Origin of the sequence: Billgrantia lactosivorans, assembly GCF_003254665.1 — a bacterium.
Classification (GTDB): Bacteria; Pseudomonadota; Gammaproteobacteria; order Pseudomonadales; family Halomonadaceae; genus Halomonas; species Halomonas lactosivorans.
The window spans coordinates 31,448-47,179 of record NZ_QHGY01000018.1 but is presented as its reverse complement, the minus strand read 5'-3'; the positions used below and the strand labels follow the sequence as shown (position 1 = coordinate 47,179).

Genomic DNA, 15,732 nt, shown 5'->3' with positions numbered 1-15,732 from the left:
GCTGGGCGCCGAGCAGGTCGTGGTGATCGACAACGTGCCCGAGCGGCTGGCCATGGCCGAGGCCGGCGGTGCGATCACGATCAACTTCGACGAGGAGGGCGTGCTTGCTCGACTGCAGGCGCTGACCCGCGGCAAGGGCCCCGAGAAGTGCATCGACGCGGTGGGGCTCGAGTCCCATGTGCCGCGCTCGCTCGATTCGGTCTACGACCGGGTCAAGCAGGCGATGATGCTGGAGAACGACCGCGCCCACGTGCTGCGCGAGATGATCTACGTCTGCCGCCCGGCCGGTATCCTCTCGATCCCCGGCGTCTATGGCGGCCTGATCGACAAGGTGCCCATGGGGCCGCTGATGAACAAGGGCCTGACCGTGCGTACCGGCCAGACCCACGTCAAGCGCTGGACCGACGAGCTGTTGCGGCTGATCGACGAGGGCGAGATCGACCCCTCCTTCGTGGTGACTCACAGCGCCGGCCTGGAGCAGGGTCCGGACATGTACAACACCTTCCGCAACAAGCAGGACGGCTGCGTGAAGGTGGTGCTCAAGCCCTGAGCGCGACTGCATTCACGCTTGGCAGGACTCGCCTGACCGACAAGGAGGTGAACATGACTCTCGATCGACGCCGTTCATTGCAACCCAGCGATCAGCTGGCAAAAGCACTCGGCTGGCTGGGCATCGGCCTGGGGCTCTGCCAGTTGCTGGCCCCTCGCAGCGTGACCCGCACCCTCGGGGTCGAAGGCGCCGAGGCCATCGTGCGTAGCTGCGGCGCACGCGGCGTCGCCACCGGGGTCGGGGCGTTGACCGTCCACCCCGCGCCCGCGCTGTGGGCGCGCAGCGCAGGCGACGTCCTGGACCTGGCGGCGCTGCTGGCGCTGCTTGCCGACCGCGATCACCCCAAGCGCGGCAACGTGAAGCTGGCTCTGCTGGCGGTGGGGGCAAGTGGCGCGGCAAGCCTCTACTGTGCCCAGGCGCAGGCCCGGCGGCATGCCTACCAGGCGGGGCGAACGCCCGACTACCGCGGCCGCAGCGGCTTTCCCCGGGGCGTGGAACATGCCCGGGGCGTGGCGGCGCGCCATGGCGGCACCTCATCGCGCCCCGCGGCGCTGCCTTCGCCGGCCCGCTCCCCGGGCCCACGCCTGCAGCCATCGGCACCGCGCCATGGCGATACCGGTAGCTATACCAAGGGCAGCGACTACGACTACTGACACGGTCGGGTGAGTGCCTGCGAAGCCAAAGGGCCGACTCCCGCGGAGTCGGCCCTTTCTGTCGTGGCTCGTCGTCAGGCCGGCGACGCTCAGCCGCCGCCGATTCCTTCGATGACGTAGCCCGATCCGCCGCACGTGGTGCAGGTGCGGTTGTCGATGCGGCCGTCGCCCTTGCACTCGGGGCACACGTTCTGCCCGGTGCCGGGCGTGCCGGGGGGTGCCTCGTCGCCCGGCTGTTCGGGGCGGGTTGCCTCGGGTTTGCGTGCCATGCCTGCCTCCTTGCCGACTTGCGGCCTCGATGAAGAAGCGTGTTCAGACAAGTTAGGTGGCCCAAGCGGTTGGCGACAAGCGAGCCGGCGCGGCCGACGATGGTCATGGCGCCCCTGTCGGTGCCAGAATGGAGCCTTCAGGAGGAAGCCCATGACGCAGATGCACTGGCAGCAGTTGCTCGACCCTTCCCGGTTGCACGGCAAGCCCACCAGCGGTCGCGACGAGATCGGCCGCAGCCCGTTCCACAAGGACCACGACCGCATCGTCTTCTCGGGCTCGTTCCGGCGCCTGGGGCGCAAGACCCAGGTCCACCCCCTGACCGACAACGACCACATCCACACGCGCCTGACCCACTCCCTGGAGGTCGGCTGCGTGGGGCGCAGCCTGGGCATGATCGTCGGCGAACTGCTGCGCGAGCGGCTGCCGAGCTGGATCACCCCGGCCGACCTGGGCGTGATCGTGCAGGCCGCCTGCCTCGGCCACGACATCGGCAACCCGCCCTTCGGCCACGCCGGCGAGTACGCCATCCGCGACTGGTTCAAGCGCGCCGAGCGAGACGGCAGCGGCCTGCTCGAGGGGCTCTCCGAGCGCGAGCGGGCCGACCTGCTGACCTACGAGGGCAATGCCCAGGGCTTTCGCATCGTCACCCAGATCGAATACAACCAGTTCCGTGGCGGCATGCGCCTGACGGCGGCGACCCTGGGCACGCTGCTCAAGTACCCCTGGACCGTCGAGCACGGCGGCGGTGCCGGCAAGTTCGGCTGCTACCAGTCGGAGCGGCCGCTGCTGGAGGACGTGACCCGCTGCCTGGGCCTGCTGCCGCGCGGCGAGGGGCGCTGGTGCCGGCATCCGCTGGCGTGGCTGGTGGAGGCCGCCGACGACATCTGCTATGCGCTGCTGGATCTCGAGGACGGCCTGGAGATGGGCATCCTGCGCTTCGACGAGGTGGCCGACGTGCTGCTGCAGATCGCCGGCGATCCTCCCGCGGACTATGCACGCATGTCCCGCGACGGCGTCTCGCAGCGGCGCCGCATCGCCGCCCTTCGCGGTGCCGCCATGGAGCGAGCGGTCAACGACGTCGGCGCCGTGTTCGTCGAGCACGAGTCCGCGCTGCTGGGCGGTACCCTGACCTCCGACCTGCTCGAGCTCTGCCACCCCGACCTGGGCTGGGGCGTGGCGGCGGCCAAGCAGCTGGCCCGCGAGCGGATCTTCCAGAACGAACGCAAGGCCAAGCTGGAGATCGGCGCCTACACCACCCTCGGCATCCTGCTCGAGGCCTTCATCGGCGCCGCCCACGAGCTGCACTACACCGGCCACGCGAGCTTCAAGCATCAGCGTGTGCTGGCCTTGATCGGCGAGAACACGCCGCGCCCCTCGTGGCCGCTCTACGACAGCTACCGGCGCATGCTCGATTTCATTGGCGGCATGACCGACCACTACGCGGTGGACCTGGCCCAGGAGATGGGCGGCCGCCTCAGGGGGGACTGAGCGGGTGACGGCATGGCTTCTGGGTCGGGCCGGCGCTCCTGCTGCCGACCCAGGCATCGCCGGCGACCGGCTGGCCGATTTCCTCGAGCGTGATAGCCTGGTATCTCAGGGCCGGGGGGCGTTGCGCCACCCGCCTGAACCGGAGTCAGATCGAGGGTTCGTTCGGCGGCGGATTGCGATCGAGCTCCGCGGCACGCTCGATCAGCGCCGCGATCACCTTGTCGTGCAGGGTGGCGTCGAGTTCGCCGAGATGGCGCTCGTTGATCTGCTCGCTGAGCGCGTCGCCGCTGACCACCATCAGGCCATCCGGCGTTCCGGCGCAGGTGATGTCCCAACCGGGCAGGGCGAGGACGCCCAGCACCGGTACCGGCTGGCCGCATTGCCGTTCGAGCCAGCTGGCCAGCCAGCGCGAGGCGCGCCGCGCCTTGACCAGCGGACGGTGTTCGCTCCAGCCGGGGAAGCGCAGTCGCTGCGGTTCGACGGTGACCAGGCCGATCTCGCGACCGTCGGCGGTGAACGGCCGCATGCGGGCGCGGGTCTCGACCGCGAAGACGCCGTGGGGCGTGACGGCGACATGGTCGATGATGTCGTTATCGGTCGGCACGTCGTGAAAGACGAAGTAGGGGTGGGCCTCGGGGCGCACCAAGCGCTCCAGTTCCTGGCCTACGGCCAGCTCGCAGGCAAGCCCCAGCTTGATCCGCCGGATATGCTGGAAGTCGCGAATCAGCAGGAAGCAGTAGACCAGCACCAGTACCGTGCTCAGCGCGCCGTAGAGCGCCCACTCGAGCCAGTTCTGCTGGCTGGCGAAGAGCATGCGGCCCATGCCGTAGACCAGCGGCGCCAGGGTCAGGATGGGGCCCAGCGCACCGTTGAGAAACAGCGCGGCGAAGGCGCGATCGAGCCGGTCGCGCAGGGCCTGGCCTGGCTCGCGAAGCTGGCGCGCGTTGAAGGGCGAACGAACCCGGGCGTCATGCAGGTTGCGCAGGGCGATGACGATGATGGCCATGGCCCCGAGCGGGAACAGGAAAATGAGCGGCAGCAGGTATTCCAGCCAGGCCATCGGTATTCGTCCTTGCCGGTAGGGGTCACATAAGCATTACATTCTAGACAACCTGAGGTACGCAGGGCCATGTCAGGTTCGAGGCAATGCACTGCATCATGACGGATAGACGATGAACGATACACGACAGCCCGCCGTGACAGAAGCCGTCGAACGGCTGGGCGAGTTCCTGGCCCGACATCCGCGTCTGGCGGTGGTCACTGGCGCCGGGGTCAGCACCGACAGCGGCATTCCTGACTATCGCGATGCGACGGGGGCCTGGAAGTGCGCCCCGCCCATGCAGCACCGGCAGTTCATGGCCAGCCATGCCGCGCGGCAGCGCTACTGGGCCCGTGCCCTGGCAGGCTTTCGCACCCTGCATCGCGCCCAGCCGGGCGACGCCCACCGTGCCCTGGCGAGGCTGGAGCAGGCGGGAAAGATACGCGGCATTGTCACCCAGAACGTCGATGGGCTGCACCAGAAGGCCGGTTCGCGATGCGTCATCGACCTGCATGGCCGCGCCGAGCAGGTGCGCTGCATGGGCTGCGGCGCCTTGCGCATGCGCCATGACCTGCATGCGGAGCTGGCCGAGCGCAATCCCCGCTGGCTGGAGGTGAAGGCCGAGCTGCGGCCGGATGGCGATGCCGAGATCGAGACCGACTTCAGCGACTTCGACGTGCCTGCCTGTCGGCGTTGCGGCGAGGGCATCTGGAAGCCCGACGTGGTGTTCTTCGGCGACAGCGTGCCCGCCGAACGCGTGGCCCGAGCCCGGGCCCTGGTCGACGAGGCCGACGCCCTGCTGGTGATGGGGTCGTCGCTGATGGTCTACTCCGGCTATCGCTTCGCGCGTCAGGCGGCCGCGGCCGGCAAGCCGATCGCCTGCCTCAACCTGGGCCGTACCCGTGCCGATGCGCTCTACTCGCTCAAGCTCGAGGCGCCGGTGGGCGCGGTGCTCGCGGCGGTGGCCGCCACCCCCCTTACGGGCGGGGGTCGAGCGGCAGGCTGAGCGGACCTGCGCCGGGCGTCGAGACGGAGATCGGCTCGGAGGTGACATGCGTCAGGCTGCCCTGCTGGCGCAGTTCGGCCGACAGCCGAGGCGAGCGCGCCTCCTCCAGGGTGCGACGGTCGAAGCGCAGCGAGACCGGCCAGGGCCCGCTGCCGCCAGGGGTGGCGCGGGTCTCCGCCAGGGTGCCGCTAGCGTCCCGCAGCTCCACGCGCAGTTCGGCATCCTCGGTGGGCTCCAGCCCGGGCGGCGGTTCGACGTGGGCCTCGAGTTCGGCAAACTCGGGCGTGCCGGCGCAGCCAGCCATCGCCAGCAGCATAAGAACACCGGCTGCGAGCCGCGATGCATCGGGCAGTTTCCAGAAATGAAAGGACATCTCGACTCCTCGTTCAGCCGCCCGCGAGCTTGACGGTATAGCCCAGGCGCTCGAGTTCGGCCTTGAGCACTGCGCGATGGTCACCCTGGATCTCGATGACCCCGCGGTTGATCGAGCCACCGGTGCCGCAGCGCTTCTTGAGCGTCTTGGCCAGCGCCTTGAGCTCAGCGTCGCCCAGCGGCAGGCCGGCAATGGTGGTCACTCCCTTGCCCTTGCGGCCACTCGTCTCGCGGCGAATGCGCACGGTGCCGTCGAGAGCCGCGAGGCGCTCGCGCTCGGCCAGCTCGGCGCAGCGGCAGGCATGCTGTGGCTGGCGGCAGTGGGGGCACATGTCGCCGTGTTCGGTGGAATAGACCAGGCCGCGCAGCTGATCCTGCAGTGAAGCCATGGAAACTCCTGGCATTGTCGACGTCGGTAGGGTGCTGTCGTGATGATAGCGTTCGAGGCAGCGTGTGCCTACGTGGGTCATGTGCTGCCGGGAAAGCCAGGTGAATCGGAGCGATGCAACCGGCTCAGCGGGCGTGGGCGACCTGCCGGTTGTCCATGGCTCGGGCGTGCGCCAGGTTCTCGATCACCGTGGGCAGCTGGTACATGCTGCTGATCATGATCGCCCCTTCCGGGGTCTCTTCGGCATCGGGGTAGCGGTTCAGGTGAATCACGGTCATGCCGGCATCGAGGGCGGCCTTGACACCGACCAGGGCATCGTCGATGGCAATGCAGTCCTCGGCTTCGAAGCCCATCATGCTGGCGGCGTGAAGGTAGAGGCGAGGATCGGGCTTCCAGCACTTGGCGGTGTAGCCGCTGTAGAGGTGGGAGCCGAAGAAGTCGGCGAAGCCGATGGCCTTCAGCGAGGTGACGATCTTGTTCTCGGGGCCGTTGGAAACCACGCCACACGGATAGTTGGCCAGTGCCAGCAGGGCTTCGCGAGCCCCCATGATGGCCGTCAGCTCGGTCTCGAGACGACGGTTCAGGTTGCTGCGCATCTCGGTCTCGGTCTCGGCCAGGTGAAGCGGGTCGACGCGGCCGTGTCGGTCCTCGAGAACCGCCACGATATTGCGAAAGCGGCTGCCGCGAAATTCGCCGATGTAGTCGCTGGCCTGGAAGGGGAGCCCCAGCCGGGTCAGGCTGGCTGCCATCTCGGCGGCCAGCAGAGGCTCGCTGTCTACCAGCGTGCCGTCACAATCGAAAAGTAGGCATAGGGGGCGAATCATACCGAGATTTCCTTCGCAGTCCTGTGACTGTCGAGCACCATTACCTCTTGTATCGGCATGCGGGTCGTGAAGTTGAGGCTGCCGCATGTTTGCGAACGCTGTTTCCTAAGTATTGCCCGTAAGCGCAGCGTATTCAAGTCCTGTTGCTCACTGCTCCCGGGGAAGCCGAAGGGGGACACCCGAAAAGGGAGAAATGCGTTGCCTAGAACAGTCTCATGTGCCAGAACGCTCCACCTCCGCGCGGCATTTCGGCCTCATCCTGGCTCCTGAAGGGTTTGTCTACATCATTGTTTTATAAGGATTTTAAAGTGTTGCTGGCCTGTTGGCCCGAGTGCTGCACCTCTCAGGGTGAGCAAGACATGGCGGACGAGATCACCGCAAAGCCACATCGATCTCGCCGGCATGACCACAGAAGCTTCGGCTTCAAGGAAAACTCAAGTTCAACTCCTTTGGAGGTGCGAACATGATGTCCAAGGAATTTCTCAAGAAACTCGGCATTGTCGGTATCACGTTTGGCCTGACCGCCAGCCCGCTGGCACTTGCCGATTTCCATGACGAAGAGGACGAGCAGAGTGCTGTGCCCGAGCAATCGGCCGGTGAGGATGCAGGCGGCGAAATGGGCACCGACGATACAGGTACCAGTGAAGGTGCCGGCGCTGACACCGGCGCCGAGGCGGGTGCCGAGACTGGCGACAGCGGCCTGGGTACCGATGCCGACACCGAGGCAGGTGCTGAAACCGGTGGAACCGGTGGTGGCGCTGAGGCCGGTGCAGGTGCTGAAGCCGAAGGCGACACTGGCTTCGACGACGACTCCTCCGACGATTGGGAAGAGGAGAACGAAGAGGAAGAGTGGGAAGAGGACGAGGATGACGACCAGGATTGGTAATCTCTGATACCCAGGGAAGGGTAGTCGCTATCAGGGACGACAGCGACGTCATCTGAAGGTTGATGATCCATCAACCGCCTCGGAACCGCCCCCGGCCATGCCGGGGGCGGTTCTTTGCATGGGCTCTTGCCGGTGGCCGCTCGAGCAAGTACGGAGGGTGGGGCGTTCATTCTCTACCCATGTGCCATTTTTCTCCACGTCACGCGCTGCCGACCGAAGGTGAACAAACAGAGTGTCGATCGCTTATCTTGCTGATATATATTGATTTTTCTTTTTCCTGGCATCCTTGGCCTGTATTTCGCTTTGTTCAGGGTGCGTCGGAATCCCTGCGATTTCGGTAATACATCCAGGAAAGCAAGTTCACACTTCGTTGGAGGTACGAACATGATGTCCAAGGAATTCCTCAAGAAGCTCGGCGTCGTCGGTATCACCTTTGGCCTGACCGCCAGCCCGCTGGCCCTGGCCGATTTCCATGACGAGGAAGAGGAGCAGGAGACCTATCCGGAAGAGACCGCTCCGGAGACCGACGGTAACGCTCAGGGCGGCGCTGACTTCGACACCATCGAGTACGAGAACGAAGAGGAAGAGTGGGAAACCGACGAGTGGGAAGAGGAGAACGAAGAGGAAGAGTGGGAATCCTCAGACGATGAGTGGGAAGAGGAGAATGAAGAGGAAGAGTGGGAAACCGACGAGGACGACGAGCAGGACTGGTAATGTCCTCTGAGGCTTGATTCTCCCCCCCGATCGCCCCCGGCTTCGCCGGGGGCGATCTCGTTGCAGTCACAGTTTTCGCCAGCCGAGCCCTTCCTCACCGCCCTCCTGCCGACCGCGCTCGCTGCGGCACTGCTCAGGTGGCATTGCGGCGGTGCCCGGCTCATTCCTGTCGGCGGCGCGGGGGGCGGGGGCCGTCGAGAGAACGGAGATCAGGGCTCCTCGGGCTCGGCGGGTTCGCGCGCCTCGGTCTCGATGGGCTTGCCATCCGGTGAGAGCAGGTACCAGTGGCCACCCAGGTGCTCGACGCTCTGGCCAAGGGCGTCGCCAGGATGGACGTCGCGAGCGAAGTAATAGAGCGGCCAGCCGTCATAGGTGACCTGCAGTACGCCGTCGTCGCGCTCGATGGTATCGAGCCGATCGTCGTCGACCCCGTCGCCGGCGGACGGCGGCTCCTCGGTGGTATAGGGTGGCCAGGCAATGGCACAGCTCTCTTCACAGGTGCTGTAATCGCCGCCCTGTTCATCCCGTTCGAAGAGATAGAGACTCTTGCCGTCCTGGCTGACGAGGTAACGTCCGTAGGGCTCCTTCTCGCGGATCCCAACCTTGGCCTGGTCGAGGGGCTCGGGTGCGGCGTCCAGCTGATCCTCGTTCTCTTCGGGGGTCATGCCCTCCACCTGCATCGGATCGTCGTTCTCGCCGCTCTCGGAGGCGCCCGGCTCGGCAAGGGCCGGGGCGATGACGAAAGCTGCAGCCATAATGCTGCCTGCCAGCACGCACGACTTCATGGCGACCTCTCCTTGTCAGGGTGCCTTCTTCACTGTAGTTAGCGTCACGACAAAGGCGCAAACTCAGCGTCGGCGGGACAGCCTTCTGGAGTTGGCGCTGCTGCGGCGGTGATAAGGCGTCATGGTGCGGCGGCTGGTGACCCACCAGGGCGCCGACTGGCCGAACGCCATCTGCAACATCGCCTTCTGAAGCTCGAAACCGGTTTCCAGGCCGGCCTCGAGCTTTTCTGTCACCATTCGCTGATTCTCGCGCAGCATGCGGCCGCTGGTGGGCGATTGGGTCTGCCACAGGCCGTGACGCATGGCGATGGTGGACATCGAGGTCGACCACAGCTCGAAGGCCATGACGCCCAGTCGCCATATCTCCAGCATCGGGGCCGGCGAGTAAGGCATGGGAGTAAAGGGGGTAAGCATCGCGACTCCTTGTCGACGGTGAGAGGGGGCATCCCTGTCATCTTCACCCCCTTAGCCTACACCATGCTGCGGCGCAATGTCGGACGGCTCAGCCGGCTGGTTGCCAGGCCGTTTCGTTGACCAGGCTGATGGGCCGCCTGCCGTCGAGTGCGAGAAGGATGTTGTCCACGGCGCGCTGGGCCATGGCGTCGCGGGTCTCGTGGGTGGCCGAGCCGATGTGCGGCAGCGCCACCACGTTGGCCATGTGCGGCAGCGGCGACTCCGGCGAGAGCGGCTCCTGTTCGAAGACGTCGAGCCCGGCGGCGTGAATCTCGCCGTTCTCCAGCGCGCCGATCAGCGCCGCCTCGTCGACCACCTTGCCGCGGGCGATGTTGACGAAGATCGCCGAGCGCTTCATCAGGCCGAACTCGCGTCTGCCGATCAGGTGCGTCGTCTCGGGCGTGAGCGGGACGGTAACGCAGACGAAATCGCTCTGCGCCAACAGCTCGTCGAGCTCGCAGCGGTTGGCCCCGAGCTCGCGTTCCAGCTCGGGCTTGGGCGAAGCATTGGAATAGAGCACCTGCATGCCGAAGCCCAGCGCGCCGCGGCGGGCCACGGCGGCGCCGATGCGGCCCAGGCCGATCATGCCCAGCGTCTTGCCGTGCACGTCGCTGCCGAACTGTGCCTCGCCGATGCTCTCCCGCCAGTCGCCGCGCTTGACGTACTCGGCCAGCTCCACCGCGCGTCGCGCCGCGGCCATGACCAGCAGGAAGCCGGTATCGGCGGTGGTCTCGGTGAGCACGTCGGGGGTGTTGCACAGCAGGATGCCACGTCGGGTCAGCTCATCGACGGGGTAGTTGTCGTAGCCCACCGAGATGGTGGCGATGGCTTCCAGGTGGGGGGCCGCGTCGAGCAGCTCGGGCGTGATGAGAAGGCTCGAGCCGACGATGCCGTGGGCCTGGCCCAGCGCTTCGCGAAAGGCGGGATCGTCAGCGCCTTCCAGAGCCTCGAAATAGTCGACGTGGAAGCGCTGCCTGAGCTGGTCGAGGTGCGGGGGCTTGAGGCGGCTGTAGGCGACGATGCGTTTTGTCATTGTCTCGCTCCGGTGTGGCTGACGGTTACGCCAAGTCTGGCAGATCGCGCTCGAGGGTGTGCAGGCGTTCGCGGCTCGGCAGGCCTTCCATGTCGCCCTGCACCTGCACGGCCTGGGCGCCGATCAGGTTGCCGCGACGGGCGGCGGCCTGTGGCGAGAGGCCATCGAGCAGGGCGCTGACCACGCCCGTGGCGAAGCCGTCGCCGGCGCCCACGGTATCCACCACGCGGTCGACCGCGATGCCCGGCACGCTGGCCTCTGCCTCGTGGCCGTCGAGCACGCCACGGTAGTAGGCGCCCTCGGGGCCGAGCTTGAGGAACACGGCCTTGGCACCCCGCTCGAGGTAGAAGGCGGCGATGTCCCGGGGAGTGTCGAGGCCGGTCAGCAGGCGGCCTTCGGCAAGGCCCGGCAGCACCCAGTCGGCTTTCGTTGCCAGGGCATTGAGCGTCTCGCGCATTTCGGCCTCGCTGGGCCACAGGCTGGGGCGCAGGTTGGGGTCGAAGGAGATGCTGCCGCCGTGGGCTCGGGTCTGCTCGAGCATGTGCCAGGTCAGCTCCAGGCAGCCGGCGGAGAGCGCGGGGGGGATGCCGGTGGCATGCAGGTGGCGGGCGGCAGAGAAGTCCACCCGGGCGGCATCCTCAGGCGACAGCCGGCTGGCCGCGCTGCCGCGGCGGAAGTACTCGACCCGCGGGTCGGCGCCGCCCTCGGCGCGTTCCTTGAACACCAGGCCGGTGGCGTGTGCAGGGTCGTCGCTCAGGTAGCGGCAGTCCAGCCCTTCCGCTTCGAGCTTGCGGCGCAGGTAGGTGCCGAAGCCGTCGCTGCCGACCCGGCTGAGCCAGCCGACGCGGAAACCGAGCCGAGACAGGCCGATGGCGACGTTGGTGTCGGCGCCGGCGATGCCGCGGCGGAAGCACTCCACTTCCTCCAGGGCGCCTGGGGTCTCGGCCACGAACAGGGCCATGGCTTCGCCGAAGGCGAGGATTTCCGGGGCTAGCGAGTCATCGTTCATGGCGTCTCCTGGTCGTTCGTTGTCCTGCCACTATCGAAAGCCGCCCAGCCGCATTTGTCGAGCCCTGCGCGGGCGGGAGGGGGCGGAGCGGGACGAACCAGAAAAGGCGGCTCGCAGGCCGCCCTCTTCCTTGCTGCCGACCGGCCGCCTACCTGACCTTGGGGTCGAGCTCGCCGCGGGCGTAGCGCTCGAACATCGCCTCGAGGCTGATCGGCTTGATGCGGCTGGCGTTGCCGGCGGTGCCGAAGGCCTCGTAGCGGGCGATGCAGACGTCGCGCATGGCGGCCACCGTTTCCTTGAGGTACTTGCGCGGGTCGAACTCGCTGGGGTTCTTGGCCAGGAAGCGGCGCACCGCGCCGGTGGAGGCCAGGCGCAGGTCGGTGTCGATGTTGACCTTGCGCACGCCGTGCTTGATGCCCTCGACGATCTCCTCGACCGGCACGCCGTAGGTCTCGGAAATCTCGCCGCCGAACTCGTTGATGACGGCGAGCCACTCCTGGGGCACCGAGGAGGAGCCATGCATCACCAGGTGGGTATCGGGGATGCGGGCGTGGATTTCCTTGATGCGCTGGATCGACAGCGTGTCGCCGGTGGGCGGCTTGGTGAACTTGTAGGCGCCGTGGCTGGTGCCGATGGCGATGGCCAGGGCGTCGACCTGGGTCGCCTTGACGAACTCGGCGGCTTCCTCGGGGTCGGTCAGCAGCTGGTCGTGGGAGAGCACGCCCTCGGCGCCGATGCCGTCCTCTTCGCCGGCCATGCCGGTCTCCAGGCTGCCCAGGCAGCCCAGCTCGCCCTCCACCGAGACGCCGCAGGCGTGGGCCATCTCGACGGTGCGGCGGGTGACGTCGACGTTGTAGTCGTAGTCCATCGGGGTCTTGCCGTCCTCGCCCAGCGAGCCGTCCATCATCACCGAGGAGAAGCCAAGCTGGATCGAGCGCTGGCACACCGCCGGGGAGGTGCCGTGGTCCTGGTGCATGACCACCGGAATGTGGGGAAACTCCTCCACCGCGGCCAGGATCAGGTGGCGAAGGAAGGGCGCGCCCGCGTACTTGCGCGCACCGGCGGAGGCCTGGACGATCACCGGGGAATCGGTGGCGTCGGCCGCTTCCATGATGGCGCGCATCTGCTCGAGGTTGTTGACGTTGAAGGCCGGAATGCCGTAGCCGCGCTCGGCGGCGTGGTCGAGCATCTGGCGCATGCTGATCAGTGCCATGAATTTACCTGTCTCTCTGTTGCAGTCTGTCTGGGGGCAGTCGGGGCGCCGCCCGGCGCCGGGCGGCATTGGGGTCGGGCTCAGCGTGCGGCGGCGTCTTCCAGGGCCTTGACGGCGGGCAGCACCTTGCCTTCCACGTACTCGAGGAAGGCGCCGCCGCCGGTGGAGATGTAGGAGACCTGCTGCTCGATGCCGTACTTGTCGATGGCGGCGAGGGTGTCGCCGCCGCCGGCGATGGAGAAGCCGTTGCTCTCGGCGATGGCGCGCGACAGTGCCTCGGTGCCCTTGCCGAACTGGTCGATCTCGAACACGCCCACCGGGCCGTTCCACAGGATGGTGCCGGCGTCCTTGAGCAGGCCGGCCAGCCGCCCGGCGGTGTCGGGGCCGATGTCGAGGATCATCTCGTCATCATTCACCTGATCGACCGGCTTGACCACGGCCTCGGCGGAGTCGGAGAACTCGGTGGCCACCACCACGTCGGTGGGCAGCGGGATCTCCACCTTGGCCATCAGTGCCTTGGCCTGCTCGACCAGCTCGGCCTCGAACAGCGACTTGCCGACGTTGTGGCCGGCCGCGGCGATGAAGGTATTGGCGATGCCACCGCCGACGATCAGCTGATCGCACTTGTCGGACAGCGCATTGAGCACCTCGAGCTTGGTCGAGACCTTGGAGCCGCCGACGATGGCGACCATCGGCCGCCGGGGGGTGGCCAGGGCCTGCTCCAGCGCGTCGAGTTCGGCGGCCAACAGCGGACCGGCGCAGGCTTGCGGGGCGAAGCGTGCCACGCCATGGGTCGAGGCCTGGGCGCGGTGGGCGGTGCCGAAGGCGTCCATCACGTAGATGTCGCACAGCGCGGCGTACTGCTGCGAGAGGGTCTCGTCGTCCTTCTTTTCGCCGACGTTGAAGCGCACGTTCTCGAGCAGCACCACCTCGCCGTCGGCCAGGTCCTGGGCGGTGTCGAGGTACTCCTCGACCAGCCGCACCGGACGGCCGAGCAGCTCGCCGAGGCGCTCGGCCACCGGTGCCAGCGAGAACTCCGCGGCCGGTTCGCCTTCGGTGGGGCGCCCCAGGTGGCTCATCAGCATCACCTTGGCGCCGGCCTCCACGGCCGCCTTGACGGTCGGCAGGCTGGCCCGCAGGCGTGCATCGCTGGTCACCTTGCCGTGCTTGACGGGTACGTTCAGGTCCTCGCGGATCAGCACGCGCTTGCCGCGCAGGTCGAGGTCGGTCATCTTGAGCACGTTCATCAGGCGTCGTCCTTTCCTTGATTGAGGGAAACCGAAGCAGGTCAGCGGCTCGCCGCGGGCAGGGCCGCCAGGCGCTGGGCGACATCGAGCATGCGGTTGGCGAAGCCCCACTCGTTGTCGAACCAGCACAGCAGCTTGATCAGGCGCTTGCCCGCGACCCGGGTCTGAGTGGCGTCAACGATACCCGAGCGGGGGTCGTGGTTGAAGTCGACCGAGGCGGTGGGCTCCTCGCTGTAGCCGAGCAGCCCGGCCAGCGGGCCGGCGCAGGCGTCGCGCAGCAGGGCGTTGACCTCGGCGGCGGACGTGTCGCGGCGTACGCAGATCGCCATGTCCATGGCCGAGACGTTGATCGTCGGCACGCGCATGTGCAGGCACTCGAAGCGTCCGGCCAGGTGCGGCATCAGGCGGTTGATGCCGCGGGCCAGGCTGGTGTCGACGGGCACGATGGAGTGCATCGCCGAACGCGTCAGGCGCAGGTCGGTCTGGTGGTAGGCGTCGATCACCGGCTGGTCGTTCATCGCCGAGTGCACCGTGGTGGTCACGCCGTGTTCGATGCCCAGCGCCTCGTCGAGCACCGTGAGTACCGGCACCAGGCAGTTGGTGGTGCACGACGCTGCCGAGACGATGCGATGCCCGGCGGCGAGTTCGCCGTCGTTGATGCCGCAGACGATGGTGGCGTCGACGTCGCTCTCGGCAGGCTGGGAGAACAGCAGGCGGCCGGCGCCGGCCTCGAGGTGGCGCTCGGCGGTGGCGCGATCCTTGAAGCTGCCCGAGCACTCCAGCACCAGGTCGATGCCGAGCTCGGCCCAGGGCAGGCGCGTCGGTTCCGGCTCGGCCAGTATCGCGATCGGCCGGCCGTCGACGATCAGCCGGCCCCCGGTGGCCTCCACCCGGCCGGGGAAGCGGCCATGGGTGGTGTCGTAGCGGGTCAGGTAGGCGATGGTGTCGAGGTCGGAGAGTTCGTTGAGCGCCACCACCTCCAGCGCCTGGGCGCCGGGGGTCGCCTGCCGCTCCACCAGCGCGCGCAGCACGCACTGACCGATACGACCGTAACCGTTGATGGCGATGCGCTGGGCCATGGGCGGCGAACTCTGTAGCTGGCGGAAAGCGGCGATTCTAGCGCATCCGCGACGATTTTTCCCCCTGGCCGAAGGCTTCTCGGGCGGCGGCCAAATGGGGGCGAGGCCTCGCCGGGGGCTTGAAAAACGCCCGAGAGTCCCTATTGAAAGGTTACGGCAGCGGGGCCACGGACTCACGCTGCCGCGGTTCGGGTTGACCCGCTAGTTCCAAAAGCCTGATTAGCGTAGGAGGTGTTCGATATGTTCGGAGATCTCAGGCGTTTCGATACCGGCGCCTCGCCGGGACTGGACTGGTTCCGCAACTGGCTCGACGACATTCTCCAGGAGGGAGGCCCGGCGGACATTCGTTCGGTGCCGAGGGGCAGCTATCCGATGATCAACGTGGGGCGCACCGATGAGGCCGTTCGGGTCTATGTCCTGGCGGCCGGCCTCGGCGCCGACGATCTGGAAGTCAGCGTGCAGGACAACGTCCTGACCCTGCGCGGACGGCGCGACGCCTTGCCGGCACGGGGCGAGGAGGGCGACCGACGCCCCTGCTTCCGTCGTGAGCGCTTCGACGGTGAGTTCGCTCGCTCCGTCGCCCTGCCCGAGGGGCTCGACGTCGAGCGTGCCGAGGCGCGTTACCACGATGGGGTGTTCGAGATTCACCTGCCCAAGCGAGAAGAGCTCAAGCCGCGGCGCATCGAGATCCAGGCGGCATGAGTCTTGATGCTCGACAGGTCA

19 protein-coding genes are annotated in these 15,732 nt (G+C 67.3%); 7 read left to right on the top strand and 12 right to left on the bottom strand.

What is annotated here, in order from left to right; all coding sequences use genetic code 11:
- Both DIS04_RS19425 and DIS04_RS19420 read left to right on the top strand, forming a co-directional pair.
- Positions 1-550, top strand: a 550-nt coding sequence (locus DIS04_RS19425; protein WP_340148183.1) for a zinc-binding dehydrogenase, incomplete at its 5' end; no start/stop codon positions are given.
- 53 nt (positions 551-603) lie between these two features.
- Positions 604-1,203 (top strand): hypothetical protein, encoded by a 600-nt coding sequence (locus tag DIS04_RS19420; protein WP_111415441.1) that lies wholly within the window; start codon positions 604-606, stop codon positions 1,201-1,203.
- Positions 1,204-1,292: 89 nt separating this feature from the next.
- On the opposite strand, the gene DIS04_RS19415 is transcribed toward DIS04_RS19420, so the two are convergent.
- Complete coding sequence (locus DIS04_RS19415) at positions 1,293-1,472, bottom strand: hypothetical protein (protein WP_111415440.1); 180 nt, start codon at positions 1,470-1,472, stop codon at positions 1,293-1,295.
- A gap of 151 nt (positions 1,473-1,623) precedes the next feature.
- On the opposite strand from DIS04_RS19415, the gene DIS04_RS19410 reads away from it, so the two are divergent.
- On the top strand, positions 1,624-2,961 hold the full coding sequence (locus DIS04_RS19410; protein WP_111415439.1) for a deoxyguanosinetriphosphate triphosphohydrolase: 1,338 nt from the start codon (positions 1,624-1,626) through the stop codon (positions 2,959-2,961).
- A 145-nt stretch (positions 2,962-3,106) separates the two neighbouring features.
- Here the strand turns inward: DIS04_RS19410 and DIS04_RS19405 are convergent, their stop codons facing one another.
- Positions 3,107-4,021 carry a nuclease-related domain-containing protein gene (locus tag DIS04_RS19405; RefSeq protein ID WP_111415438.1) on the bottom strand — a complete coding sequence of 305 codons (915 nt, stop codon included), beginning with the start codon at positions 4,019-4,021 and terminating at the stop codon, positions 3,107-3,109.
- A 112-nt stretch (positions 4,022-4,133) separates the two neighbouring features.
- Here DIS04_RS19405 and DIS04_RS19400 point away from each other — a divergent pair, with 112 nt between their 5' ends.
- Positions 4,134-5,006: an NAD-dependent protein deacetylase gene (locus DIS04_RS19400; protein WP_111415437.1), complete on the top strand. Its 873-nt coding sequence runs from the start codon at positions 4,134-4,136 to the stop codon at positions 5,004-5,006.
- Here the strand turns inward: DIS04_RS19400 and DIS04_RS19395 are convergent.
- The 3 genes from DIS04_RS19395 to DIS04_RS19385 form a co-directional block, all read right to left on the bottom strand.
- Positions 4,978-5,379 (bottom strand): YbaY family lipoprotein, encoded by a 402-nt coding sequence (locus tag DIS04_RS19395; RefSeq protein ID WP_111415436.1) that lies wholly within the window; start codon positions 5,377-5,379, stop codon positions 4,978-4,980. The genes DIS04_RS19400 and DIS04_RS19395 overlap by 29 nt on opposite strands.
- A 13-nt stretch (positions 5,380-5,392) precedes the next feature.
- Positions 5,393-5,767 (bottom strand): translation initiation factor Sui1, encoded by a 375-nt coding sequence (locus DIS04_RS19390; protein ID WP_111415435.1) that lies wholly within the window; start codon positions 5,765-5,767, stop codon positions 5,393-5,395.
- Between the two features lie 124 nt (positions 5,768-5,891).
- Positions 5,892-6,590, bottom strand: a complete 699-nt coding sequence (locus tag DIS04_RS19385) for an HAD family hydrolase (protein WP_111415434.1) — start codon at positions 6,588-6,590, stop codon at positions 5,892-5,894.
- A gap of 463 nt (positions 6,591-7,053) precedes the next feature.
- Here DIS04_RS19385 and DIS04_RS19380 point away from each other — a divergent pair, with 463 nt between their 5' ends.
- On the top strand, positions 7,054-7,476 hold the full coding sequence (locus tag DIS04_RS19380) for a hypothetical protein (RefSeq protein ID WP_111415433.1): 423 nt from the start codon (positions 7,054-7,056) through the stop codon (positions 7,474-7,476).
- A 384-nt stretch (positions 7,477-7,860) separates the two neighbouring features.
- Positions 7,861-8,190, top strand: coding sequence for a hypothetical protein (locus tag DIS04_RS20540; RefSeq protein ID WP_162623124.1), 330 nt, complete (start codon positions 7,861-7,863; stop codon positions 8,188-8,190).
- A 209-nt stretch (positions 8,191-8,399) separates the two neighbouring features.
- Here the strand turns inward: DIS04_RS20540 and DIS04_RS19370 are convergent, their stop codons facing one another.
- The 7 genes from DIS04_RS19370 to DIS04_RS19340 all read right to left on the bottom strand — a co-directional run bounded on the left by DIS04_RS19370 (position 8,400) and on the right by DIS04_RS19340 (position 15,009).
- Positions 8,400-8,945: a COG4315 family predicted lipoprotein gene (locus DIS04_RS19370; protein ID WP_162623123.1), complete on the bottom strand. Its 546-nt coding sequence runs from the start codon at positions 8,943-8,945 to the stop codon at positions 8,400-8,402.
- 93 nt (positions 8,946-9,038) lie between these two features.
- The gene (locus DIS04_RS19365) at positions 9,039-9,389 is read right to left on the bottom strand and encodes a hypothetical protein (RefSeq protein WP_245904636.1); all 351 of its coding nucleotides are present in this window, start codon (positions 9,387-9,389) and stop codon (positions 9,039-9,041) included.
- Between the two features lie 88 nt (positions 9,390-9,477).
- Entirely contained in the window at positions 9,478-10,461 is a 984-nt protein-coding gene (locus DIS04_RS19360; protein WP_111415431.1) for a 2-hydroxyacid dehydrogenase, read from the bottom strand.
- Positions 10,462-10,486: 25 nt separating this feature from the next.
- The gene (locus DIS04_RS19355; RefSeq protein WP_111415430.1) at positions 10,487-11,470 is read right to left on the bottom strand and encodes a sugar kinase; all 984 of its coding nucleotides are present in this window, start codon (positions 11,468-11,470) and stop codon (positions 10,487-10,489) included.
- Positions 11,471-11,618: 148 nt separating this feature from the next.
- Positions 11,619-12,683 (bottom strand): class II fructose-bisphosphate aldolase, encoded by a 1,065-nt coding sequence (gene fba, locus DIS04_RS19350; protein WP_111415429.1) that lies wholly within the window; start codon positions 12,681-12,683, stop codon positions 11,619-11,621.
- Positions 12,684-12,763: 80 nt separating this feature from the next.
- Positions 12,764-13,930 (bottom strand): phosphoglycerate kinase, encoded by a 1,167-nt coding sequence (locus tag DIS04_RS19345; RefSeq protein ID WP_111415428.1) that lies wholly within the window; start codon positions 13,928-13,930, stop codon positions 12,764-12,766.
- Positions 13,931-13,971: 41 nt separating this feature from the next.
- Positions 13,972-15,009: a type I glyceraldehyde-3-phosphate dehydrogenase gene (locus DIS04_RS19340; RefSeq protein ID WP_111415427.1), complete on the bottom strand. Its 1,038-nt coding sequence runs from the start codon at positions 15,007-15,009 to the stop codon at positions 13,972-13,974.
- Positions 15,010-15,249: 240 nt separating this feature from the next.
- Here DIS04_RS19340 and DIS04_RS19335 point away from each other — a divergent pair, with 240 nt between their 5' ends.
- Entirely contained in the window at positions 15,250-15,711 is a 462-nt protein-coding gene (locus DIS04_RS19335) for an Hsp20/alpha crystallin family protein (RefSeq protein ID WP_111415426.1), read from the top strand.
- Positions 15,712-15,732 lie beyond the last annotated feature (21 nt).

What these genes read in the sequence shown, in the direction of transcription:
- DIS04_RS19400 (WP_111415437.1), top strand. Translation starts at nt 4,134, where the DNA reads ATGAACGATACACGACAGCCCGCCGTGACAGAAGCCGTCGAACGGCTG.
- DIS04_RS19380 (WP_111415433.1), top strand. Translation starts at nt 7,054, where the DNA reads ATGATGTCCAAGGAATTTCTCAAGAAACTCGGCATTGTCGGTATCACG.
- DIS04_RS19390 (WP_111415435.1), bottom strand. Translation starts at nt 5,767, where the DNA reads ATGGCTTCACTGCAGGATCAGCTGCGCGGCCTGGTCTATTCCACCGAA.
- DIS04_RS19335 (WP_111415426.1), top strand. Translation starts at nt 15,250, where the DNA reads ATGTTCGGAGATCTCAGGCGTTTCGATACCGGCGCCTCGCCGGGACTG.
- DIS04_RS19395 (WP_111415436.1), bottom strand. Translation starts at nt 5,379, where the DNA reads ATGTCCTTTCATTTCTGGAAACTGCCCGATGCATCGCGGCTCGCAGCC.
- DIS04_RS19385 (WP_111415434.1), bottom strand. Translation starts at nt 6,590, where the DNA reads ATGATTCGCCCCCTATGCCTACTTTTCGATTGTGACGGCACGCTGGTA.
- DIS04_RS19420 (WP_111415441.1), top strand. Translation starts at nt 604, where the DNA reads ATGACTCTCGATCGACGCCGTTCATTGCAACCCAGCGATCAGCTGGCA.
- DIS04_RS19365 (WP_245904636.1), bottom strand. Translation starts at nt 9,389, where the DNA reads ATGCTTACCCCCTTTACTCCCATGCCTTACTCGCCGGCCCCGATGCTG.
- DIS04_RS20540 (WP_162623124.1), top strand. Translation starts at nt 7,861, where the DNA reads ATGATGTCCAAGGAATTCCTCAAGAAGCTCGGCGTCGTCGGTATCACC.
- DIS04_RS19405 (WP_111415438.1), bottom strand. Translation starts at nt 4,021, where the DNA reads ATGGCCTGGCTGGAATACCTGCTGCCGCTCATTTTCCTGTTCCCGCTC.
- DIS04_RS19345 (WP_111415428.1), bottom strand. Translation starts at nt 13,930, where the DNA reads ATGAACGTGCTCAAGATGACCGACCTCGACCTGCGCGGCAAGCGCGTG.
- DIS04_RS19370 (WP_162623123.1), bottom strand. Translation starts at nt 8,945, where the DNA reads ATGGCTGCAGCTTTCGTCATCGCCCCGGCCCTTGCCGAGCCGGGCGCC.
- DIS04_RS19410 (WP_111415439.1), top strand. Translation starts at nt 1,624, where the DNA reads ATGACGCAGATGCACTGGCAGCAGTTGCTCGACCCTTCCCGGTTGCAC.
- DIS04_RS19355 (WP_111415430.1), bottom strand. Translation starts at nt 11,470, where the DNA reads ATGAACGATGACTCGCTAGCCCCGGAAATCCTCGCCTTCGGCGAAGCC.
- DIS04_RS19340 (WP_111415427.1), bottom strand. Translation starts at nt 15,009, where the DNA reads ATGGCCCAGCGCATCGCCATCAACGGTTACGGTCGTATCGGTCAGTGC.
- fba (WP_111415429.1), bottom strand. Translation starts at nt 12,683, where the DNA reads ATGGCACTGATCAGCATGCGCCAGATGCTCGACCACGCCGCCGAGCGC.
- DIS04_RS19360 (WP_111415431.1), bottom strand. Translation starts at nt 10,461, where the DNA reads ATGACAAAACGCATCGTCGCCTACAGCCGCCTCAAGCCCCCGCACCTC.
- DIS04_RS19415 (WP_111415440.1), bottom strand. Translation starts at nt 1,472, where the DNA reads ATGGCACGCAAACCCGAGGCAACCCGCCCCGAACAGCCGGGCGACGAG.